Here is a 21552-nt window from a genome sequence, read left to right as displayed (position 1 = left end):
CGTTTGCCATTACCGTATCGGCTCTTTTGCAGTGGTCGATTGCCGATGGACACCTCTGAAAAAAACGTGATTACGTCCCTGGATGTGGCCCGGCATGCCGGTGTTTCGCGCTCGGCGGTGTCGCGCACGTTCACCCCGGGTGCCAGCGTGGCCCCCGCCACCCGCGAAAAGGTGCTGGCCTCGGCCAAGGCCCTGGGTTATCAGGTCAATATGATTGCCCGCACCATGAACAAGGGCAGCAGCAACTTTGTCGGTGTGGTCACTGCCGGTTTCGACAGTGCGTTTCGCGCCAGCCTCTTGAGCCCCATCGCCCATAGCCTGAGCCGTCGTGGCTTGATGCCCTTGTTGATGAATGCCGATGACCCGGCGCAGCTTGAGCAGTCGTTGCATGCGTTGCTCAGCTACCAGATTGCCGGGGTGATCCTGACCTCGGCCTCGCCGCCGTTGTCGGTGGTCCAGCATTACCTGGATCGGCAGATTCCGGTGGCGATGATCAACCGTGGCCATGAACTGGCCGGGGCTGAAGTGGTGGGCAGTGATAACCGCGCCGGTGGGCGTATGGCTGCCGATGCCTTGCTCAAGGGCGGCGCGCGGCGCCTGGCGTTTGTGGGCCAGGGCGCGCATAACTTCAGCAGCCGCGAGCGCTGGCTGGGGTTTTCCCAGCGCCTGGCCGAGGTGGGGGTCGAGGCGCAGACGGTGTTTAATGAAACCCCGGGTTATCAGGGCGGCATGCAGGCGTTGCTGGCGTTGTTCAGCCAGGGGGAGGGACCGGACGCGATCTTCTGTGCAACCGATATGCTGGCACTCGGGGTGATGGACGCATTGCGCTTTACGTTGCACCTCCAGGTGCCGCAACAGGTGCAGGTGATCGGCTTTGACGATATCGCCCAGGCTGCGCAATTGGCCTACGACCTGACCACCGTGCGCCAGGACAGTGTGCAACTGGCGCAACGCGCCGTCGGTGCTATCGTCGCGCGGGGGGAGAACTTCATGCGGGTCGCTGAATTCGAGCCGGTGCCTGTGACCTTGATCGAACGCGGCACGACGAAAATTCAGAAATAAAATTTCAATAATAGCTTGAAGAGAAAATTTATTTCGTGTTGTATGGGCAGTAATCGGTGAATGGCCGGCCTCCCCAAAAAGGCGTGCCTTCACTTTTTTTTCCCGAACGATTGCACACGTGTGCAATCGACGCTGAAGGTAAGGCTTATGACACAAGCAGAGACATTACCGCGCCTCGATCATCTGGCCGCGCGTTACGCGCTGGTGCGTCAGGTCGCGATGGAAGCCGCGCGGCGTGGCATGACGTATTACCAGCAGCGCGAGCAATTGCATGTTGAACATAAAGGGGCTGTCCCCCAGGACGTGGTCAGCATCGCCGACCGCGAGTTGGAGGTGTTTATCAAGGCGCGCCTGGCCGAGCAGTTTCCCGAGGATGGCTTCGTGGGCGAGGAGGGCGGCGCGGCCGGCTTGCAAGCGCGTTGTGTGTGGGTGGTCGACCCCATTGATGGTACCAGTTGCTTCGTCAATGGCCTGCACACCTGGTGCGTGTCCATCGGCCTGCTGGTGGACGGTCAACCCTGGCTCGGTGCCGTGGCCGACGCCAACCACAACGAGCTGTTCCACGCCTGCCGCGGCCTGGGCGCCTATGTGAATGACACGCCGATCCGGGTCAGCCCGGCCGCCGATATTCGATACGGTGTGACCGGCGTCGGCACCTCCCACCGGCGTGGCAAGGAGCACTTCATCCCGTTTCTCACTGGCTTGCTGGAGGGCGGCGGCATGTTTATTCGCAATGGTTCCGGCGCGCTGATGATCGCCTACGTCGCGGCTGGGCGCCTGGTGGGCTACTACGAAACCCATATCAACAGTTGGGATTGTGCGGCGGGGTTGGTGCTGGTCAGTGAAGCCGGTGGCCGTTGCAGCGATTTCCTGCGCGGTGATGGTCTGCTCGGCGGCAACCCGTTGCTGGTGGCCAGCGCCCAGGTGTACCCGCAACTGGCCGAGTTGATCGGCCCGTCACTGGAGGCTTGAGCCCTTTTTACGATCTGCGTTTGAACGTACAGCGAATAATAACAATAGGAGACTGTCCGCCATGAATTCCCTGCTGTCCTTGTTCCATGCCGCGCCTGCGCGACCTCTGGTGGCCGACCCCGATGGGCGACGTTTTCGCCGGGTGCGTTGGCTGACCTTTTTATCCATGTCCCTGAGCTATGCGCTGTTCTACGTGTGCCGGCTGTCCTTCAATGTGGCCAAGCCGGCGCTGGTGGGGCAGAACCTGCTCAGCCCAACGCAACTGGGCATGATCGGTTCCGCGCTGTTCTTCACCTATGCCGTGGGTAAGCTGGTCAACGGCTTCCTGGCCGACCATGCCAATGTGCGGCGCTTCATGATGCTCGGGTTGTTGATCAGCGCGGTGGTCAACGCCTGCATGGGCCTGACCACCAACGCGATCATTCTCACCCTGGCCTGGGGTCTGAACGGTTGGGCCCAGTCCATGGGCGTGGGGCCGTGCGTGGTGTCGTTGTCGCGCTGGTACGCCGACAAGGAGCGCGGCACGTTCTATGGCTTCTGGTCGATTGCCCACAGCCTGGGCGAGGCGTTGACCTACATCGCAGTCGCCGCCGTGATCGTCACCTGGGGCTGGCAGTACGGCTATTTCCTGGCGACTGCCATGGGCGTGCTCGGTATGTTGCTGATCTACCTGTTCATGGCCGACTCGCCGCAGAGCGCAGGCTTTGCAGAAGTGGACGGTGGCCGCGAAGAAGTGCTGTTGAAGACCGTCGGCAAGTGGGGCGCGCAATTGGCACTCCTGAAAAATCCGGCGCTGTGGCTGCTGGCCCTGGCCTCCTGCCTGATGTATATCGGCCGCTATGCGGTGATTTCCTGGGGCGTGTTCTTCCTTGAAAACGCCAAGGGCTACAACACATTGTCGGCTTCGGCGCTGATCTCCATCACCGGTGTATTCGGCATTGTCGGCACGGGCCTCAGTGGGCTGGTGTCCGATCGCTTCTTCGATGGCCGGCGTCATGGCCTGGCGATCCTGTTCGGCTTGATGAACAGTGCGTCGCTGGGGATGTTTCTGTTCCTGCCTGGGGGCCACTACTGGCTGGATGCGCTGGCCATGATGTTGTTCGGCCTTTCCATGGGCGCGTTGCTGTGTTTTCTCGGCGGCTTGATGGCCGTGGACATTGCCGCCAAAAGCGCAGCCGGTGCAGCGCTGGGCATGATCGGCATTGCCAGCTACGCCGGGGCAGCGGCGGGCGAGATTCTCACCGGGGTGTTGATCGAACACGGCACCACCCTGGCCCAGGACGGCAGCAAGCTGTACGACTTCCATACCCTGTCGCTGTTCTGGCTGGGCGCTTCGCTGATTTCGGTATTGATGACCGCGCTGTTTTCCGGGCAAGTTCACCGCCGTAAACGAAAACAACAGCTTTTGATCGATACCCCGTTAACTAACTGACCACCTCTTGGTTTCACCCGTTCCGAGTCATCGGAAGCCGTACCGCTGTGCGCGTAAAACAGCAAAGTTGTCGTGTCATCCACAATAAAAATAACAGGTAAAAACATGAAGAAATTGAGCGCTGGACATCATAAGAAAGCATTAAGGCGATATTCGTTTATTGGTCTGGTCATTGCCTCTAGCACCACCCAGGCGCTGGAACTGGACTACCAGCACCAGTATTCGGAAGTGGAGCGTGAGCATAAGGACAAGGTGATGCTGACCCAGGCCCTGGACAATGGCCTGGCGTTCTCCTTCGAAGCGGTGATGGCCACCGCGCCTGACAGCGACGGCCAGCCGGGCAAGGCGTTTTCGCGGCTGACCAAGGACGAACTCAAGGCCAAGGTCAAGTACAGCCACAAGTTGGGGGCCAAGTGGAAGGTCAAGCCCAAGTTCACCTATGCCGACGGCAAGGATAAGAAATCCTATAAGCCGTCGTTGAAAGTATCCTATGCCATCACTGATAAGTTCTCCATTACCCCGGGGTATTACCACAAACTCACGCGGTATGACGAAGAGGGCAAGGCGGATAAACACGACGATGCGCTGGAGTTGGGCGCCAAGTACAAGTTTGGCCTGTTGTCGGTCGGTGTCGGGCGCAAGCAGATATACAGCAATCAGATTGTCTTCGACGGTACACGCCAGAATTACAGCAATAAGCTGCTGTTCGAATACAAACTCACCAACTACTTGACCCCATACCTGGAAGTGGCCGACGTGTATGTCGACAAGAACACTGACCAGCGCCAGGCCCGCTACCGCGTGGGCTTCTCCTACGAATTCTGATGAAAGGAACCTGAGCATGACCCTATTCAATCGTATGGGCCTGGCTGCGGCTGCGCTGACGCTATGCACCGGCCTCCAGGCTGCCGAAGCCAGCCATTACGTGCTGGAAAAAGCCGTGCAGGTCAGCCGCCATGGCGTGCGCTCACCCACCGATACCGACAAGCTGGTCAAAGCCACCGGCCGTGCCTGGACCCCATGGCTGGTGCAGGATGGCGAACTGACCGGCCATGGCTACCTGGCCGCCAGTTACATGGGCGCCTGGCAAGCGGCGTATTACCGCGATGCCGGCCTGTTGGCCAGTGGCTGTCCGCAAGCTGGGAGCCTGGTCGCCGTGGCCAGTCCCAAGCAGCGCACGCGTTCCACCGCCGCCGCGCTGCTCGATGGCATGTTCCCCGGCTGCGGCGAAAAAGCCCTTGCACGCAACAAGCCAGACCCGTTGTTCCAGACAGATGAAATGCCTTTCGCCAAGATCGACCCGGCCATCGCCAAGGCCCAGATCCTGCAAGCCCTGGGCGGTAACCTGCAAGCCGCCGAGGAGCGCCTGCGCCCGGACCTGGAGCGCCTGAAAAACGCGGTGTGCGAAGTGGGCAAGGCGTGCCCGTTCTTCGACACGCCATGGGCCTTGAAAGAAGGGGATGGCGGGCGGTTCAAGATCAAGGGGCTGGATAAGGCGTCGTCGATGGCCGAGACCATTCGCCTGCAGTACAGCGAGGGCATGCCCCTGACCGATGTCGCCTTCGGCCATGCTCGCGATGCTGCGCAAGTCTCGGCCCTGGGGCGTCTGCACCGGGCCAAATACGACTTCATCAACGACACGCCGCACATTGCCAGCCGTGGCGGCTCGCAGTTGATGAACCAGATTGTGCTGGCCCTGGAACAGGGCACTCCCTTGGAGAAAAATGATCCGCTGGGCAACCCGCCGCCGGCGCGCCTGTTGATGCTGGTGGCCCACGACACCAATATCTCGCACCTGCGCACGATGCTCGGGTTTACCTGGCAACTTGGCGAGTATCAGCCGGGCAATATCCCGCCCACCGGCACCTTGGCGTTCGAGCGCTACCGCGACACCCAGACCGGTGAGCGCTTTATCCGCACGCGGTTTATCACCCAGGGCATGGATCAGATACGCGCCCTGCAACGTCTGGGGCCTGAGCATCCACCGTTGCAAGCCGACTTCGATCAGCCAGGCTGCCAGCACACCGCTGTTGGTACCCTGTGCCCGATGGCGCAGTTTGTCGAGCGCACGGGTCGCGCCATTGACCGCACGGCGCTGACCGCTTACCGCTATCCCTGATCCGGCATGGCCATTCCCGTTCGTCCAGCGTGGGAATGGCCCTCCGTAGACCCGACACAGGACACCGTTATGTTCGCTTGCTTCGTACGATTGACCCCCTTGTTACTGGCCGGTCTGGGTTCACTCCAGACCCAGGCCGCGCCCGCCGACGGTTTTGTGCTGGACAAGGTGGTGCAGGTCAGCCGCCACGGCGTACGCCCGCCCACCGACAGTGCGAAACTGGCCAAGGTCACCGGTCGCGGGTTGCCCAATTGGTCGGTGCCGGATGGGCATTTGACCGGCCACGGTTACGCAGCGGCCGTGGAGATGGGCCGCTATCGTGGCCAGGTCTTGCGCGCCGCCGGCCTGCTGCCCAATGGCTGCCCGGCGCCCGGTGAAGTGTTTGTGCGCGCCAGCCCCCTGCAACGCACCCAGGCCACGGCGTCGGCGTTGCTCGATGGCCTGTTTCCTGGCTGCGGGTTGCAACCGAGCGTGGTGCAGGGCGATAAGGATGCGCTGTTCCAGGCCGACAAAATGCCTTTCGCTCGCCTGGACCCGCAGCGCGCTGAAGACAGCGTGCTGGCCCGCATGGGCGGTAGCGTGGCCGGTGCTCAAGCCCGTTACCACGAGGCTGAACAGCAATTGCGCAAGGTGATCTGCGGTACGTCCGGCGCGTGTGCCTACGCGGCTGAGCCTTGGCAATTGACCCAGGATGAAGACGGTCGCCTGGCGATCAAGGGGTTGAACACCCAAGCCAACCTCGGCGAGACCTTTCGCCTGGAGTACAGCGAAGGCTTGCCGCTGGATCAAGTCGCCTTTGGCCATGGGCGCAGTGCGCAGCAGGTGTCTCAACTGACTGCGTTGACCAAGGCCAAGTACGACTTCATCAACGACAGCCTGTACATCGCCAGCCGCGGTGGTTCGCAACTGATGAACCAGATTTCCCTGGCGCTCAAACAAGGCACGCCACAGGCCGCGCCAGACCCCCTGGGCATGCCGCCCGACGCGCGTTTCACCCTGCTGGTGGCCCATGACACCAATATTTCCTACCTGCGCACGCTGCTGGGGTTTCGCTGGACCCTGGGGGACTACCTGGAGGGCAATATCCCGCCGGTGGGCAGCCTGCAATTCGAGCGCTACAAGCAGGTCGCGAGCGGGCGCTATTTCCTGCGGGTGGCGTTCGAGGCGCAGTCCCTGGAGCAGATTCGTCAGTTGACGCCGTTGTCGATGTCTCAGCCGCCGTTACACGCCGATATGGCCGGTGCTGAGGGCTGTGTCGACACAAACGCGGGCGTACTGTGTCCATTAGCCAGTGCCTTGCAACGGCTGGATCGAAACATCGATCGCACCGCGCTGACGCCTTACCACTATCCATAACCCCCCGAGCCTCCTATCCTCGGCAAAACTTTTCCGAGGAGCGGAACATGGCAGGAAGCAGCTTACTGGTACTGATCGACGACATCGCCGCCGTCCTCGACGATGTCGCCCTGATGACCAAGATGGCCGCCAAGAAGACCGCCGGCGTGCTCGGCGATGACTTGGCGCTCAACGCCCAGCAAGTTTCCGGTGTGCGCGCCGAACGGGAAATTCCGGTGGTGTGGGCGGTGGCCAAGGGCTCGTTTATCAACAAGTTGATCCTGGTGCCCACTGCGCTGTTGATCAGTGCCTTCGCGCCCTGGGCGGTGACGCCGTTGTTGATGCTCGGCGGCGCCTACCTGTGTTTCGAAGGCTTTGAGAAACTCGCGCATAAATTCCTGCACAGCAAAGCTGAAGACCAGGCCGAACACACGCAATTGGTCGAAGCCGTGGCCGACCCGGCAACCGATCTGGTGGCCTTTGAAAAGGACAAGATCAAAGGGGCGATCCGCACCGACTTTATCCTCTCGGCGGAAATCATCGCCATCACCCTCGGCACCGTGGCCGATGCGCCCTTGATGCAACAGGTGATCGTGCTGTCGGGCATTGCCATTGTCATGACCATCGGCGTCTACGGACTGGTGGCCGGTATCGTCAAGCTGGATGACTTGGGCCTGTGGCTCACCCAGAAGCCCGGCCAGATGGCGCGCAGTATCGGCGGCGGGATCCTGCGGGCGGCGCCGTACATGATGAAGAGCTTGTCGGTGATAGGGACGGCGGCGATGTTCCTGGTCGGCGGCGGCATCCTGACCCATGGCGTGCCGGTGGTGCATCACTGGATCGAGGGCGTGAGCCAGAGCACCGGTGGATTGGCGTGGTTGATGCCGACGTTACTGAATGCGGTGGCGGGGGTTATCGCTGGGGCGCTCGTATTGGCGCTGGTCAGCGTGGTGGGCAAGATCTGGAAAGCGCTCAAGGCATAAATCGCCGACACAAAAAAAAGGCCATTCAATCGAATGGCCTTTTTTGTCGGCGTTATTTACTCGGCAATCTGCAACTTGCGTGATTCGGTATAGATGTAGCGCACCTTCTCGTACTCGAACGGCGAGTTCATCTGACCGTAGCGGAAGCTGGTCTGGTAGCGCTTGTCGACGGCACGCAGGGCCCAGATTTCCGGGTGGTTGGAGCTGACTTCGGAGACGTTCAGGAAGTTGATCTCGGTTTCGGCACCGTAGTCGACGATCAGGCCGGTGGTGTCGCGCAGGTTCGACGGGCCGAAGATCGGCAGCACCAGGTAGGCGCCGCCGGGTACGCCGTAGAAGCCCAGGGTCTGGCCGAAGTCTTCGCTCTGGCGCGGCAGGCCCATGGCGGTAGCCGGGTCCCACAGGCCGGCGATGCCGATGGTGGTGTTGAGCAACAGGCGCCCGGTGGTTTCCAGGGAGCGATGGCCCTTGAGCTGCAACAGGCTGTTCAACAGATTGGGGACATCGCCCAGGTTGTTGAAGAAGTTGCTCACGCCGGTCCGCAGGAAGCTTGGCGTGACGTAGCGGTAACCGTCGACCACCGGCAGGAACACCCATTGGTCGAAGCGGTAGTTGAAGTGGTAAACGCGGCGGTTCCACGACTCCAGCGGGTCATACACGTTGAGTGCAGTGAGCGACGAACGCTCGAACTCGCGCTGGTCCAGGCCCGGGTTGAACTTGAGTTTGGTCAGCGGTTCCTTGAAACCGTCGGAATCTACTACGGTCGGTGTGTGGGCCTTGCTGTTGTCGGCATTGGCCACGCCTGCGCACATTAAAGCGGCGAGCAGAAGAAGATATTTAGCCACGGAAGAACTCCAGCATGGCGTCGGCGTTGACGCGGTAATTGAGGTTGCCGCAGTGGCCGCCCAGTGGGTAGACGGTCAAGCGATCGCCGAAGGTTTTACGTAGGAAACCGAGGTCGCCGGGGCCCAGGATCACGTCGTCGGCATTGTGCATGACGGCAATTTTCGGGCTGTCGTGCAGGTAGTCCTTGAGGGCGTACAGGCTGACCTGGTCAACCAGTTGCAACAGACTGCCGCCATCGGAGCGGGCGCGCCACATCGGGATTACCTGCTCGGTGAGGTAGCAGTCGAAGTCGCATTGCAGCGCACGCTTGAGGAATGGCGTGAGGCTGGTGCCTTCGGTGATCGGGTACTTCGGCGGGATGATCAGGCCGCGGCGGTTGATCAGGTCCGAGGTGAAGGCGATGTCGGCCGCCGAGAAGCGAAACGAGGTGCCGATCAGCATGGCCATCTGTTCGTTGGTCAGGTGCTGCTTGGAGTTCTGGAAGTCGTAGAGCAGGGCATCGTTGAGGTCGATGTAGCCCTTTTGCTGGAAGTAGCGGGTCAGTTTATTCAGCACCAGCTCATAGAAAGTGGTGGTGTTGTTGATGCCCTTGACCTCGGTCTGTACCAGCTTGTCGAGGTTGGTGACCGAGGTATACAGGTTGACCGGTGGGTTAAGCAGCAGCACTTTCTTGAAGTTGAAGCTGCGACGGGTCTCGTCGAGCTTGCTGACAAACGCCGCGTCCAGGGCGCCAAGGCTGTAGCCGGTAAGGTAGAAGTCGGTCACCGGCAGCGAGGCGTTCTGTGCGCGCACGGCCTGCATCACGCGGTACATATCTTCGGCATCTTCCTGGCTGATGCCGGGGGTGGCGAAGCGCGAAGCCGAGGCGATGAAGTCGAAGCTGGTCGGCGAAGACAATTGCACTACGTGGTAGCCGGCCTGGTAATACAGCTTTTTCAGGTACTCGTTGATGCTGCTGTCAAAGCGCGCGCCGGTGCCGGCGATCAGGAAGATCAGCGGCGCGGCGCGATCCTGCTTGGCGATGCGGTAGGTCAGTTTCTTCACCGCCCAGAAATTGTCGGGCAGGCTGAATTCGCGCTCGGGGCGCATGTTCAGGGTGTAGTCGGACTGGTTGATCTCGTCGTCGGTCGGCAGTTTGGGCCGAAGGTCAGGCGGGGTGGTGGCGATGGTCGCTTCGAACGGGTTCGTCAAAGGGAAGCCATAGCTGGCTTGGTCAATGTCGACGGCCAGTGCTGACGCACTCAAAAATAGGCTGCCCAGCAAGGCAGCACAGCGCAAGGAACGGAGCATGACTTAATCCCTAAGAGGAAACGTGCTGAATGAAGTTCGCAGGCTATGACCACCGCGTTGCCACCGAAGTGCCAGCCTTCGGCACGAAAAGTCGGAAAAAAACGTCGGAATCGGGGTAATAGTCGGCAGACGATACACTTTGCCACGTATTGGTGAACACTAATTGTGTGTATGTATCTTGCTAACGGCCGCTGGCGCATTAAGCTGAGCGCCGTTTTTGCCTTTCGGAGTGCTCCATGTCCCGCCGCTTGCCGTTGATCCTGCTGCTTATCGCCCTGCCGTTATGGCTGGCTGCCAGTTATGCCGCACGTTACGGCTTCATGGAGGATGGCCAGTGGGTTGGCATCTGTGCCGATGAGGCCAGCCGCTGGGAATGCCAGGTGCGGTCGAACCTGGGCTTGATGATTCACTTCAAAGTGATGGGCTGGGCTGCGTTGGTGACCTCGGTGCTGGCGTTTTTCGTGCCGGGTCGTGCGGGGTGGGGCTTGGCCGTGTTGGGCCTGGTGTTCGGGTTCCCGGCCCTGGCGTTGTACAACACCACGTTTGCGGTGTTTGCGGTAGTGATTGCGGGGTTGCGGTTGGTCAGGCAGCCGCGGGGCGCCTGATAGGGCTGATCCGAAGCGTAGCCCCCTCCCACATTTGTAAGGAGAGGGCGACAGCCGATGGCGGTCTTAAGCCTTGCGCATCCGCAAGCACCGCCACAAGGCCACTACCATCAACACGCTGACCAGCGCCCAGCCCCATGCCTGCTGGTTGAACAGCCCTTCGCGGTACAGCTGCGGCGCAATGCCGGCACCGATGATAAAGGTCAGCAGGGCAATTTCCCGGCGCGGCCCGGTCACCGGGCGAACCAGATAGACCAAGGCGGGCAGTACCAGCGCGGCACTTGGGAAGCTGCGATAACGGGGGTCGAACACCAGTGCCAGCATCATCACCGCGCCCGCGAACCCGGCCGTCGCCACCAGCCAACCGGCGCGGTGCTCCAGCCAGTCGAAGGCACGCGCGCGCCAACCATGGCGAGTGCTCAGGGCCAGGGTAGCATGGGCCAGCACCAGCAGGTTCAGCGCCACCAGCAAGCCGGCCCATACCCACTCATCATTAAAGCGTGCGGTCACGCGGGTGAGTTCGGCCCAGGTGCCGATAGAGCAGGCCGCGACGCCCCCCAGCAGCGGCAACAACCAGGCAGCGCAGGTGCTGCGGACGCGGCCACCGAGCACCAGGGTGCCCAGCAGGATAAGCCCGCCCATGCCCAGCCATAGTGGCCAGTACGGCACATTGGTCACCGGGCCAGCAAGGATGCCCTTGTCCTGGCGATCCGCATCGAACAGGCCCCAGTAACCGCCTACGGCGCCTTCGCTGGCGCGCTTCCACGGTTGGTCGAAGGCTTCGATCAGGTTGTAGCGCCAGCCGTTGGCCTCAGCCATGGCGACAAAACCACGCATGAACTTGGCTTCATTGACTCGGCTCGGCACGGCGGTTTCGCGCTGGCGGCCTTCGCTCGGCCAGCCGGTCTCGCCGATCATCACGTCCTTGGGGGCGAACTTATTGCCGAAGGTCTGGCGCACATCCCCTACATGCTTGAGCGCCTGGTCGATGCCCGACGGGTCATCTTCCCAGTACGGCAGCAGGTGAATGGTCAGGAAATCTACCGCCGGGGCGATTTCCGGGTGTTGCAGCCAGAACTCCCAGACATCGGCGTAGGTGACCGGCTGCTTGATCTGGCTTTTGACTTTATGGATCAGCTTCACCAACTGCGCGGCGGTGACTTCCTTGCGCAGCAGGGTTTCGTTGCCGACGATCACCGAGGTCACCACGTCGGCGTTGGCATTGGCCGAGGCGATCAGGGCGTCGACTTCTTTCTCGGTGTCGACGGGGTTACTGTTGACCCAGGCGCCGATCATCAACTTCAACCCATGCTTGCGCGCCAGGTCCGGCAAGGCTTCCAGGCCGGTCATGGAATAGGTGCGGATGCATTCGAAGCGGGTGGCGAGCAGGGCCAGGTCGGCGTCCATGCGCTCGGGGCGCAGCGTGAACGGCTGGTCGAACGGCGATTGGTCCTTGTCGAATGGCGTGTAGGACGCACATTGCAGTTTGTGGCTGGCGCTGGCGACGTCCGGCAGGACCACCGGCCGGCCGAGGCCATACCAGTAGCCGACAAGGGCAAGCACGGCAAGGATCAGGGCGAAGCAATAGGGCAGGGCAGGGAAGCGGGCATTGGCGGGCATGGTCGGCTTATCTGGGGGAGCAAAGGCGCGCATCTTACCCGGATTTAGCCCGTCCCAGTGCAGCAGCATAATTTTGACATGCAAAGTTCGGGCGGGATTGTGGCGCTATGTCCTACAAAATGACTTGCTGGCGATGTGATGTCGTTTCTTGCTTACCTGAGGTCGCGGACAGAGCAGGTCGAAGATTGGCGCAGGTTGATGATCGAAGTGTCAGCACTCCACTGATGTCGCAACAGCCGAATCGATGCGCGTGAAGGGGGCGCGGTGCACCACATAACAACAGGTTGACGTCGCTCGGCATCCGTCGGGCGCAGCACTTTCGGGGAAGTACTATGAAGATGCGACGACTCTTGGGCGCAGCTGCCACTCTGGTAGTTGCGATGGGCTCCACACTGGCCAGCGCCGACAGCAAGACCCTGAGCATCGGCTACGTGGACGGCTGGTCCGACAGCGTTGCCACCACCCATGTGGCGGCAGAGGTGATCAAGGAAAAGCTCGGTTATGACGTGAAACTGCAAGCGGTCGCCACCGGGATCATGTGGCAGGGTGTGGCCACCGGCAAGCTCGACGCCATGCTCTCCGCCTGGCTGCCCGTGACGCACGGTGAGTACTGGGCCAAGAACAAGGACAAGGTGGTCGACTACGGCCCCAACTTCAAGGATGCGAAGATCGGCCTGATCGTGCCGGAGTACGTCAAGGCCAAGTCCATCGAAGACCTCAAGACCGATACCACCTTCAAGAACAAGATCGTTGGGATTGACGCCGGTTCAGGCGTGATGCTCAAGACCGACGAAGCCATCAAGGCTTATGGCCTGGACTACAAGCTGCAAGCCAGCTCCGGCGCCGCAATGATCGCCGAACTGACCCGTGCCGAAGACAAGCAGGAATCCATCGCGGTCACCGGTTGGGTGCCACACTGGATGTTCGCCAAGTGGAAACTGCGTTTCCTGGACGATCCAAAAGGGATTTATGGTGCTGCTGAAACCGTCAACAGCATCGGCAGCAAGGGCCTGGAGAAGAAAGCGCCGGAAGTCGCGGCCTTCCTGAAGAAATTCCAGTGGGCCTCCAAGGACGAAATCGGCGAAGTCATGCTGGCCATTCAAGAGGGCGCCAAGCCTGATGCAGCGGCCAAGGATTGGGTTGCAAAGCACCCTGAGCGTGTAGCCGAGTGGATCGGTAAGTAACAGACCCTGATATACCTTTGTGGGAGGGGGCTTGCCCCCGATGGCAATCTGTCAGCTATCGATGTGCTGGCTGACACACTGTCATCGGGGGCAAGCCCCCTCCCACATTAATTTCATCCCCTGCAAATCCTCCTGCATTCTCCCGATCCCTCGCTACACTCGATCTAAGACTAAGGTCGTCTGGAACCTCTACGGCAGCCGCATACAGTGGATACGTTCCAATAATAAAAAAGCTGTGCTGCGAGGATAAAAACAATGAACGACAGCATTTACCTCTCGATTCAAAACAGCCCGCGCTTCAAGGAGCTGGTGAGAAAAAGGGAAAGGTTCGCCTGGATTCTCTCGGCGATCATGCTAGGGCTTTACTCCGGATTCATCCTGTTGATCGCCTACGGGCCGCAAATACTGGGCGCTAAACTCAGCCCCGGTTCATCCATCACCTGGGGAATCCCCATCGGTGTCGGGCTGATTGTCTCGGCCTTTGTCCTCACCGGCATCTACGTACGACGCGCCAACGGCGAATTCGACGACCTGAACAATGCGATTCTCAAGGAGGCTGCGCAATGATCCGTCGTCTATTGGCTGTATTCGGCGCTTCGGTCTTCGCGCCCGCTGTCTGGGCGGCGGATGCATTGACCGGTGAAGTGCACAAACAACCGCTGAATATTCCAGCGATCCTGATGTTCGTGGCCTTTGTCGGCGCGACATTGTGCATTACCTATTGGGCATCCAAGCGCAACAAGTCGGCGGCCGACTACTACGCGGCCGGCGGCAAGATCACCGGTTTCCAGAACGGCCTGGCGATTGCCGGCGACTATATGTCGGCCGCGTCCTTCCTGGGGATTTCCGCACTGGTCTATACCTCTGGCTACGATGGCCTGATCTACTCGATCGGCTTCCTGGTGGGCTGGCCGATCATTTTGTTCCTGATCGCCGAGCGCCTGCGTAACCTGGGCAAATACACGTTTGCCGACGTGGCGTCCTACCGCCTCGGGCAAACCCAGATCCGCAGCCTGTCGGCATGTGGCTCGCTGGTGGTGGTTGCGTTCTACCTGATTGCGCAGATGGTTGGCGCGGGCAAGCTGATCCAACTGCTGTTCGGCCTGGATTACCATGTGGCGGTGATCCTGGTGGGTATCCTGATGTGCATGTACGTGCTGTTCGGCGGCATGCTGGCAACCACCTGGGTGCAGATCATCAAGGCCGTGCTGCTGTTGTCCGGTGCCTCGTTCATGGCGCTGATGGTGATGAAGCACGTCAACTTCGACTTCAACATGCTGTTTTCCGAGGCGATCAAGGTTCACCCTAAAGGTGAGGCGATCATGAGCCCCGGCGGTTTGGTGAAAGACCCGATCTCGGCATTGTCCCTGGGCCTGGCGCTGATGTTCGGTACCGCCGGCCTGCCGCACATCCTGATGCGCTTCTTCACGGTGAGCGATGCCAAGGAAGCGCGTAAGAGCGTGCTGTATGCCACTGGCTTTATCGGCTACTTCTACATCCTGACCTTCATCATCGGCTTCGGCGCGATCCTGCTGGTCAGTACCAACCCGGCGTTCAAGGATGCGGCAGGTGCCTTGCTGGGCGGTAACAACATGGCGGCGGTGCACCTGGCCAATGCGGTGGGCGGCAGTATCTTCCTGGGCTTCATCTCGGCCGTGGCGTTTGCCACCATCCTGGCAGTGGTAGCCGGCTTGACCCTCGCGGGTGCCTCGGCGGTGTCCCATGACCTGTACGCCAGCGTGATCAGGAAAGGCAGGGTCAACGAGAAGGACGAGATCCGCGTCTCGAAGATCACCACCATCGCCCTGGCGGTGCTGGCTATCGGCCTGGGTATCCTGTTCGAAAGCCAGAACATTGCGTTCATGGTCGGCCTGGCGTTCTCCATCGCCGCCAGTTGTAACTTCCCGGTGTTGCTGCTTTCCATGTACTGGAAGAATCTCACCACCCGTGGCGCGATGATCGGCGGCTGGTTGGGCCTGGTCAGCGCGGTGGGCCTGATGATCCTGGGGCCAACCATTTGGGTCTCGATCCTGCACCATGAGAAAGCGATCTTCCCGTACGAATATCCGGCGTTGTTCTCGATGATCATTGCGTTCATCGGTATCTGGTTCTTCTCCATCACCGACAAGTCGGCGGCGGCAGTCAAGGAACGTGCGCTGTACTTCCCGCAGTTTGTGCGTTCGCAGACTGGCCTGGGGGCGAGTGGGGCGGTTTCTCACTAAGGTAGTAGCTGGATAAGGAAATGCCCCGGTCGAAAGGCCGGGGCATTTTTTTTCTGGGGTTCCGGGTTGTCTGTACCAATGTCATCGGGGGCAAGCCCCCTCTCACCGTTAACCGAGTACATCATTTGGAATGCAGTTCAATGTGGGAGGGGGGCTTGCCCCCGATGGCGGTAGTGAAGTGCGCCCCAAAAGCTGGACAGCTGTTGGTTAGGCTACAGCGGACCGGGTCCTGTACGCTACAGGGCTCAGTCCGCCAAGCTTCACTTTGATTCGCTTATGGTTGTAGTAATGGATGTACTCATCCAGCCCCGCTTGCAACTGCTCCACGCTTTCAAAGCTTTCCCGATAGTAGAACTCTGACTTCAGCGTGCCGAAGAAACTCTCCATTGTGGCGTTGTCATGGCAGTTTCCTTTGCGTGACATGCTTTGCTCCAGCCCTGCTTTTTCTAGCCTCTCCCGGTACTTTGGATATCGATAGTGCCAGCCTTGATCTGAATGCAGCATAGGCTTGCCGCCCTCAGGTAAGCCTTCAATAGCTTTTTCCAGCATCTCGCCCACCAAGGCATATTGGGGACGTATTGCCGTCTGATAGGCCACGATTTCTCCGTTGTACAAGTCCAAAACTGGGGACAAGTACAGCTTTTTGCCGGCCACTTTGAACTCGGTGACATCCGTCACCCATTTCTGATTCGGTTGCTCAGCCTCGAACTGACGAGCCAAGGTGTTGGGCGACACTTCGCCCATCGGCCCTTTATACGACCTGTATTTCTTAGGCCGCACCGTGCATTTCAGACCCAGCTCCCCCATCAGTCGTCGTACCGTTTTACTGTTGATCAGCGATCTTTCTTTACGTAGTTCTAGCGTCATCCGACGGTAACCAAAGCGGCCCTTATGCTCGTTTTGGATGGTCTGGATAGAAGCTTTGATCGAGGAAAATCGGTCCGCAACGCCCATCGCCTTGAGTTGGTAGTAGTACGTACTTCGCGCAAGGCTCACTAGCTTGAGCAAGTCACGCAAGGGAAAGTGTTGCTTAAGCTCACTGACTAATCGGGCTTTTTCTTCTGTTCTTTCTCCCGCCTCATCACCGCCTCGCCTAACTCCCCAAGCTTTTTTAGATAAGCGTTCTCCATCCGTAGGTATTGGAGCTCATCAAGTAACGTCTTGTGCTCAGGCTCAGGGCTGGTGAGTGGGGCAGCGGTTTTGCGTGGTTTAGCAGGTGGTTTAGGCATAGCGGTGCTCAGTCCTCTTTTCCCTGACTCCAGGGCTTCAATACCGCCACTGTAATACTGCTGTTGCCATCTGCCCACCTGAGTGGAATCCCCCAAGTTGAAAAGCGCCGCTGCGCGGCGCAAGGAAAGGGAGTCATCCCACATGCGCCGTAGAACAGAGAACTTGAACAAGGCACTGTAACGCTGGCCGGTACTGCTCAAGCTGGCCTCACCGTGTAATCGATAAGCCTCGACCCAACGACGAAGCAAGGTGGGGTCCATTTGAAATTGAGCGGCGACCCGGCGAAACCCTCGGCCTCGCTCAAGGAAAGCGGTGATGGCAGATAGCTTGAACTGCGTGGTGTACTTGCTCATGAAAACGCCCCAGAAATTGGATGGGTGTCCAACTTCTGGGGCGCACTTCAGTAGACCAGGCGGCACAAACAAAAACGGCCTCCACTGAGGGAGGCCGTTTTCGGTGCAACTAAGCGATGCTTACTTGCGATCTTCCAGCTTGGTGATGTCACGCGACTCGTAGCCGGTGTACAGCTGGCGCGGGCGGCCAATCTTGTACGGGCTGGAGAGCATTTCTTTCCAGTGGGAGATCCAGCCCACGGTCCGCGCCAGGGCGAAGATCACGGTGAACATGCTGGTTGGAATGCCGATCGCCTTGAGGATGATCCCCGAGTAGAAGTCGACGTTCGGGTACAGCGAGCGTTCGATGAAGTACGGGTCGGTCAGGGCGATCTCTTCCAGGCGCATGGCCAGTTCGAGTTGCGGATCGTTGTTGATGCCCAGTTCCTTCAGCACTTCGTCGCAGGTCTGCTTCATGACGGTGGCGCGTGGGTCGCGGTTCTTGTAGACCCGGTGACCGAAGCCCATCAACTTGAACGGATCGTTCTTGTCCTTGGCCTTGGCGATGAACTTGTCGATGTTCGAGACATCGCCGATTTCATCGAGCATGGTCAGTACGGCTTCGTTTGCACCGCCGTGGGCAGGGCCCCACAGTGCGGCGATACCGGCGGCAATACAGGCGAACGGGTTGGCACCCGAAGAGCCTGCCAGGCGCACGGTAGAGGTGGAGGCGTTCTGCTCGTGGTCGGCGTGGAGGATGAAGATCCGGTCCATTGCCTTGGCGAGTACCGGGCTGATCGGTTTGATCTCGCACGGGGTGTTGAACATCATGTGCAGGAAGTTTTCCGCGTACGTCAGGTCGTTGCGCGGGTACATCATGGGTTGTCCCATGGAGTACTTGTAAACCATTGCGGCCAGGGTCGGCATCTTGGCAACCAGGCGGATCGCGGAAATTTCGCGATGCTGCGGGTTATTGATGTCGAGGGAGTCGTGATAGAAGGCAGACAGGGCGCCAACCACACCGCACATGACGGCCATCGGGTGGGCGTCGCGGCGGAAGCCGTTGAAGAAGGTCTTCAACTGCTCGTGAACCATGGTGTGGTTCTTGACGGTGCTGACGAACTGGGCTTTTTGCTCGGCTGTTGGCAGTTCGCCATTTAGCAGCAGGTAGCAGGTTTCCAGGTAGTCCGATTTTTCAGCCAGTTGCTCGATCGGGTAGCCCCGGTGCAGCAAAATGCCATTATCGCCATCGATATAGGTGATCTTCGACTCGCAAGAGGCGGTCGACATGAAGCCTGGGTCGAAAGTGAAACGGCCCGTGGCCGTCAGGCCCCGTACGTCGATAACATCGGGACCAACGGTGCCGGTTAAAATGGGCAGCTCGACGGGGGCTGCGCCCTCGATGATCAACTGCGCTTTTTTGTCAGCCATGTGGCCTCCTATTTATGCTTCAAATCATCAGACAGACCCCCCACGCAGGGCCCGCACCACTATAGTGAGATAAATTCAGATGTCAATTTGCCTAAAGTCTTGCTCCAGAAGGCTTTAACCGTACTTTTTCCTCGAAATTGACTGCCATTTACGCCTTTTATCCCTCCAGCGCAATCCGCTATTAGGGTGAGGTGCGCGCGTTGTCATTAGTAACCTAACTGTCTATACTCGGCCACCGACCGCCAAGGGCTTTTGGGCTTGCTTTCATTGGGGGTCGCACTCCCTGGGTGGTGCTTACCTGACCAGTGCACTCCCCTACAACTTTGCCCTGATTGTTAGGGGCTCTTCAGTGTGAAAAAAAGCCGTGAAGAATAGCCAACGACCTGTAAACCTTGACCTAAGGACCATCAAACTCCCCATCACCGGCGTTACGTCGTTCCTGCACCGTGTTTCCGGCATCATCCTGTTCCTGGGCCTGGGCATCATGCTTTATGCATTGAGCAAATCCCTGGGTTCCGAGGAAGGTTATGCCGAGGTGAAGGCATGCTTGACCAGCCCGCTGGCCAAGTTCGTAGCATGGGGCCTCCTGTCCGCTCTGCTTTATCACCTGGTAGCCGGCGTGCGCCACTTGATTATGGATATGGGCATCGGTGAGACGCTGGAAGGCGGCCGCCGCGGCTCGAAAATCGTCATCGCCATTTCCGTGGTGCTGATCGTTCTGGCAGGAGTTTGGATATGGTAACCAGCGTAACGAATCTGTCGCGTTCGGGCCTCTATGACTGGATGGCACAGCGTGTGTCTGCGGTCGTTCTCGCGGCTTATTTCATTTTCCTGATCGGATACCTCGTCGCAAACCCGGGCATTGGCTATGAGCAATGGCACGGGTTGTTTTCCCACAATGCGATGCGAATCTTCAGTCTGCTGGCCCTTGTAGCCCTGGGCGCTCACGCCTGGGTCGGCATGTGGACCATCGCGACCGACTACCTGACGCCGATGGCGCTGGGCAAGCCCGCGACCGCAGTACGGTTTCTCTTCCAGGCAGTATGCGGCGTCGCGATGTTCGCTTACTTCGTCTGGGGTGTGCAGATTCTTTGGGGTATCTGATCCATGGCTAACATTCCAACTATTTCCTTCGACGCCATCATTATTGGTGGTGGCGGTGCTGGCATGCGCGCAGCGCTGCAGCTGGCTCAGGGCGGTCACAAGACTGCCGTGATCACCAAGGTGTTCCCGACGCGTTCCCATACCGTATCGGCCCAGGGTGGCATCACCTGCGCCATCGCGTCTGCCGACCCGAACGATGACTGGCGCTGGCACATGTACGATACCGTCAAGGGTTCCGACTACATCGGTGACCAGGACGCTATCGAATACATGTGTCAGGAAGGCCCGGCCGCGGTGTTCGAGCTGGACCACATGGGCCTGCCGTTCTCCCGTACCGAGCAGGGCCGTATCTACCAGCGTCCATTCGGCGGCCAGTCGAAGGATTACGGTAAAGGCGGCCAGGCTGCCCGTACATGCGCCGCCTCCGACCGTACCGGTCACGCGTTGCTGCACACCCTTTATCAGGGCAACCTGAAAGCCGGCACCACGTTCCTGAACGAGTACTACGCGGTTGACCTGGTGAAAAACCAGGACGGCGCATTCGTCGGCGTGATCGCCATCTGCATCGAAACCGGTGAAACCACCTATATCCGCGCCAAGGCGACTGTTCTGGCGACCGGTGGTGCAGGTCGTATCTACGCTTCGACTACCAATGCCCTGATCAACACCGGTGACGGCGTCGGCATGGCACTGCGTGCTGGCGTGCCGGTACAGGACATCGAAATGTGGCAGTTCCACCCGACCGGTATTGCCGGCGCTGGTGTACTGGTTACCGAAGGTTGCCGTGGTGAAGGTGGCTACCTGATCAACAAGAACGGCGAGCGTTTCATGGAGCGCTATGCTCCGAACGCGAAAGACCTTGCCGGTCGTGACGTTGTAGCCCGTTCGATGGTCAAGGAAATCATTGCCGGTAACGGCTGTGGCCCGAATGGCGATCACGTGCTGCTCAAGCTCGATCACCTTGGCGAAGAAGTGCTGCACAGCCGCCTGCCAGGTATTTGCGAGCTGTCCAAGACCTTCGCGCACGTTGATCCGGTCGTTGCCCCGGTTCCGGTTGTTCCGACTTGCCACTATATGATGGGCGGTGTTCCGACCAACATTCATGGCCAGGCGATCACCCAGAACGCAGACGGTGTGGACGAGATCATCCATGGTCTGTTCGCCGTGGGCGAAGTGGCTTGCGTATCGGTTCACGGCGCCAACCGCCTGGGCGGCAACTCGCTGCTCGACCTGGTGGTATTCGGTCGTGCTGCTGGCCTGCACCTGGAAAAGGCGCTGACCGACGGCATCGAATACGATGACGCTACCGACGCCAACATCGAAGCGGCCCTGGCACGTCTGACCGCTCTGAACGAGCGTACTGATGGCGAGGACGTGGCTACCCTGCGTCGCGAGCTGCAAAGCTGCATGCAGAACTACTTCGGTGTATTCCGTACTGGCGAATACATGCAGAAGGGTATTGCCCAGCTGGCTGACCTGCGCAAGCGTATCGCCAACGTCAAGATCAACGATAAGAGCCAGGCGTTCAACACCGCTCGTATCGAAGCCCTTGAGCTGCAAAACCTGCTGGAAGTGGCCGAAGCGACTGCGATTGCCGCTGAGGTTCGTAAGGAATCCCGTGGTGCTCACGCTCGTGAAGACTATGAAGATCGCGACGACGAGAACTGGCTGTGCCACACCCTGTACTTCCCGGGTGAAAAGCGCGTTGCCAAGCGTGCCGTGAACTTCTCGCCGAAGACGGTTCCGACGTTTGAACCGAAGATTCGGACTTACTAAGGGTGGCTG

The 21552-nt window shown here is 59.6% G+C and carries 19 protein-coding genes; 14 read left to right on the top strand and 5 right to left on the bottom strand.

Annotated features, from left to right (window positions below; genetic code table 11):
• Positions 1-45: 45 nt before the first annotated feature.
• The 7 genes from QU606_RS06830 to QU606_RS06800 all read left to right on the top strand — a co-directional run bounded on the left by QU606_RS06830 (position 46) and on the right by QU606_RS06800 (position 7903).
• Complete coding sequence (locus QU606_RS06830; protein WP_024074285.1) at positions 46-1062, top strand: LacI family DNA-binding transcriptional regulator; 1017 nt, start codon at positions 46-48, stop codon at positions 1060-1062.
• A gap of 147 nt (positions 1063-1209) precedes the next feature.
• Positions 1210-2034 (top strand): inositol monophosphatase family protein, encoded by an 825-nt coding sequence (locus QU606_RS06825; RefSeq protein WP_024074286.1) that lies wholly within the window; start codon positions 1210-1212, stop codon positions 2032-2034.
• A 61-nt stretch (positions 2035-2095) separates the two neighbouring features.
• Entirely contained in the window at positions 2096-3466 is a 1371-nt protein-coding gene (locus QU606_RS06820) for an MFS transporter (protein ID WP_024074287.1), read from the top strand.
• A gap of 105 nt (positions 3467-3571) precedes the next feature.
• Complete coding sequence (locus QU606_RS06815; protein ID WP_024074288.1) at positions 3572-4291, top strand: oligogalacturonate-specific porin KdgM family protein; 720 nt, start codon at positions 3572-3574, stop codon at positions 4289-4291.
• 16 nt (positions 4292-4307) lie between these two features.
• Positions 4308-5585 carry a histidine-type phosphatase gene (locus QU606_RS06810; RefSeq protein ID WP_024074289.1) on the top strand — a complete coding sequence of 426 codons (1278 nt, stop codon included), beginning with the start codon at positions 4308-4310 and terminating at the stop codon, positions 5583-5585.
• Between the two features lie 69 nt (positions 5586-5654).
• The gene (locus QU606_RS06805; RefSeq protein ID WP_304998247.1) at positions 5655-6941 is read left to right on the top strand and encodes a histidine-type phosphatase; all 1287 of its coding nucleotides are present in this window, start codon (positions 5655-5657) and stop codon (positions 6939-6941) included.
• 47 nt (positions 6942-6988) lie between these two features.
• A complete protein-coding gene (locus QU606_RS06800; protein WP_069075579.1) occupies positions 6989-7903 on the top strand; it encodes a DUF808 domain-containing protein in 915 nt (304 codons plus the stop codon).
• 56 nt (positions 7904-7959) lie between these two features.
• On the opposite strand, the gene QU606_RS06795 is transcribed toward QU606_RS06800, so the two are convergent.
• Together QU606_RS06795 and QU606_RS06790 are read right to left on the bottom strand one after the other, a co-directional pair.
• Complete coding sequence (locus QU606_RS06795) at positions 7960-8748, bottom strand: VacJ family lipoprotein (protein WP_024074292.1); 789 nt, start codon at positions 8746-8748, stop codon at positions 7960-7962.
• Positions 8741-10039 (bottom strand): serine protein kinase PrkA, encoded by a 1299-nt coding sequence (locus QU606_RS06790; protein ID WP_024074293.1) that lies wholly within the window; start codon positions 10037-10039, stop codon positions 8741-8743. The genes QU606_RS06795 and QU606_RS06790 overlap by 8 nt, the downstream gene beginning before the upstream one ends.
• Positions 10040-10275: 236 nt before the next feature.
• Between QU606_RS06790 and QU606_RS06785 the strand changes: the two genes are divergently transcribed.
• Complete coding sequence (locus QU606_RS06785) at positions 10276-10644, top strand: hypothetical protein (protein WP_024074294.1); 369 nt, start codon at positions 10276-10278, stop codon at positions 10642-10644.
• Positions 10645-10710: 66 nt separating this feature from the next.
• Here the strand turns inward: QU606_RS06785 and QU606_RS06780 are convergent, their stop codons facing one another.
• Positions 10711-12264: a glycosyl hydrolase family 17 protein gene (locus QU606_RS06780; protein ID WP_069075580.1), complete on the bottom strand. Its 1554-nt coding sequence runs from the start codon at positions 12262-12264 to the stop codon at positions 10711-10713.
• Positions 12265-12596: 332 nt separating this feature from the next.
• On the opposite strand from QU606_RS06780, the gene QU606_RS06775 reads away from it, so the two are divergent.
• The 3 genes from QU606_RS06775 (at position 12597) to QU606_RS06765 (ending at position 15670) form a co-directional block, all read left to right on the top strand.
• The gene (locus QU606_RS06775; RefSeq protein WP_024074296.1) at positions 12597-13448 is read left to right on the top strand and encodes a glycine betaine ABC transporter substrate-binding protein; all 852 of its coding nucleotides are present in this window, start codon (positions 12597-12599) and stop codon (positions 13446-13448) included.
• 255 nt (positions 13449-13703) lie between these two features.
• The gene (locus QU606_RS06770) at positions 13704-14015 is read left to right on the top strand and encodes a DUF485 domain-containing protein (RefSeq protein ID WP_024074297.1); all 312 of its coding nucleotides are present in this window, start codon (positions 13704-13706) and stop codon (positions 14013-14015) included.
• The gene (locus QU606_RS06765; protein WP_024074298.1) at positions 14012-15670 is read left to right on the top strand and encodes a cation acetate symporter; all 1659 of its coding nucleotides are present in this window, start codon (positions 14012-14014) and stop codon (positions 15668-15670) included. Before QU606_RS06770 ends, QU606_RS06765 begins: the two co-directional genes overlap by 4 nt.
• Before the next feature lie 207 nt (positions 15671-15877).
• Here QU606_RS06765 and QU606_RS06760 read toward each other — a convergent pair.
• Both QU606_RS06760 and gltA read right to left on the bottom strand, forming a co-directional pair.
• Positions 15878-17253, bottom strand: a protein-coding gene (locus tag QU606_RS06760; protein WP_370531087.1) for an IS3 family transposase whose coding sequence is annotated in 2 segments (ribosomal slippage) — positions 15878-16773 and positions 16773-17253 — 1377 coding nt in all. Because the reading frame shifts where the segments join, the coding sequence is not laid out codon by codon here.
• 120 nt (positions 17254-17373) lie between these two features.
• Positions 17374-18663, bottom strand: a complete 1290-nt coding sequence (gene gltA / locus QU606_RS06755; RefSeq protein WP_003222994.1) for a citrate synthase — start codon at positions 18661-18663, stop codon at positions 17374-17376.
• Between the two features lie 364 nt (positions 18664-19027).
• Between gltA and sdhC the strand changes: the two genes are divergently transcribed.
• From sdhC to sdhA, 3 genes are read left to right on the top strand one after another with little or no spacing between them, the layout of a single operon-like run.
• Positions 19028-19405 carry a succinate dehydrogenase, cytochrome b556 subunit gene (gene sdhC, locus QU606_RS06750; protein ID WP_024074299.1) on the top strand — a complete coding sequence of 126 codons (378 nt, stop codon included), beginning with the start codon at positions 19028-19030 and terminating at the stop codon, positions 19403-19405.
• Positions 19399-19767, top strand: coding sequence for a succinate dehydrogenase, hydrophobic membrane anchor protein (gene sdhD, locus QU606_RS06745; protein WP_024074300.1), 369 nt, complete (start codon positions 19399-19401; stop codon positions 19765-19767). Before sdhC ends, sdhD begins: the two co-directional genes overlap by 7 nt.
• Positions 19768-19770: 3 nt before the next feature.
• Entirely contained in the window at positions 19771-21543 is a 1773-nt protein-coding gene (sdhA, locus tag QU606_RS06740) for a succinate dehydrogenase flavoprotein subunit (RefSeq protein WP_024074301.1), read from the top strand.
• Positions 21544-21552 lie beyond the last annotated feature (9 nt).

This window comes from Pseudomonas sp. OVF7 (assembly GCF_030644265.1).
Taxonomy (GTDB): Bacteria; Pseudomonadota; Gammaproteobacteria; order Pseudomonadales; family Pseudomonadaceae; genus Aquipseudomonas; species Aquipseudomonas gorinensis.
Note: the sequence above shows the minus strand (reverse complement) of the source record. Positions and strands in the feature narration are given on the sequence as shown.

What these genes read in the sequence shown, in the direction of transcription:
- QU606_RS06805 (WP_304998247.1), top strand. Translation starts at nt 5,655, where the DNA reads ATGTTCGCTTGCTTCGTACGATTGACCCCCTTGTTACTGGCCGGTCTG.
- sdhD (WP_024074300.1), top strand. Translation starts at nt 19,399, where the DNA reads ATGGTAACCAGCGTAACGAATCTGTCGCGTTCGGGCCTCTATGACTGG.
- QU606_RS06810 (WP_024074289.1), top strand. Translation starts at nt 4,308, where the DNA reads ATGACCCTATTCAATCGTATGGGCCTGGCTGCGGCTGCGCTGACGCTA.
- QU606_RS06775 (WP_024074296.1), top strand. Translation starts at nt 12,597, where the DNA reads ATGAAGATGCGACGACTCTTGGGCGCAGCTGCCACTCTGGTAGTTGCG.
- sdhA (WP_024074301.1), top strand. Translation starts at nt 19,771, where the DNA reads ATGGCTAACATTCCAACTATTTCCTTCGACGCCATCATTATTGGTGGT.
- QU606_RS06830 (WP_024074285.1), top strand. Translation starts at nt 46, where the DNA reads ATGGACACCTCTGAAAAAAACGTGATTACGTCCCTGGATGTGGCCCGG.
- QU606_RS06765 (WP_024074298.1), top strand. Translation starts at nt 14,012, where the DNA reads ATGATCCGTCGTCTATTGGCTGTATTCGGCGCTTCGGTCTTCGCGCCC.
- QU606_RS06785 (WP_024074294.1), top strand. Translation starts at nt 10,276, where the DNA reads ATGTCCCGCCGCTTGCCGTTGATCCTGCTGCTTATCGCCCTGCCGTTA.
- QU606_RS06815 (WP_024074288.1), top strand. Translation starts at nt 3,572, where the DNA reads ATGAAGAAATTGAGCGCTGGACATCATAAGAAAGCATTAAGGCGATAT.
- gltA (WP_003222994.1), bottom strand. Translation starts at nt 18,663, where the DNA reads ATGGCTGACAAAAAAGCGCAGTTGATCATCGAGGGCGCAGCCCCCGTC.
- QU606_RS06790 (WP_024074293.1), bottom strand. Translation starts at nt 10,039, where the DNA reads ATGCTCCGTTCCTTGCGCTGTGCTGCCTTGCTGGGCAGCCTATTTTTG.
- QU606_RS06770 (WP_024074297.1), top strand. Translation starts at nt 13,704, where the DNA reads ATGAACGACAGCATTTACCTCTCGATTCAAAACAGCCCGCGCTTCAAG.
- QU606_RS06820 (WP_024074287.1), top strand. Translation starts at nt 2,096, where the DNA reads ATGAATTCCCTGCTGTCCTTGTTCCATGCCGCGCCTGCGCGACCTCTG.
- QU606_RS06825 (WP_024074286.1), top strand. Translation starts at nt 1,210, where the DNA reads ATGACACAAGCAGAGACATTACCGCGCCTCGATCATCTGGCCGCGCGT.
- QU606_RS06780 (WP_069075580.1), bottom strand. Translation starts at nt 12,264, where the DNA reads ATGCCCGCCAATGCCCGCTTCCCTGCCCTGCCCTATTGCTTCGCCCTG.
- QU606_RS06800 (WP_069075579.1), top strand. Translation starts at nt 6,989, where the DNA reads ATGGCAGGAAGCAGCTTACTGGTACTGATCGACGACATCGCCGCCGTC.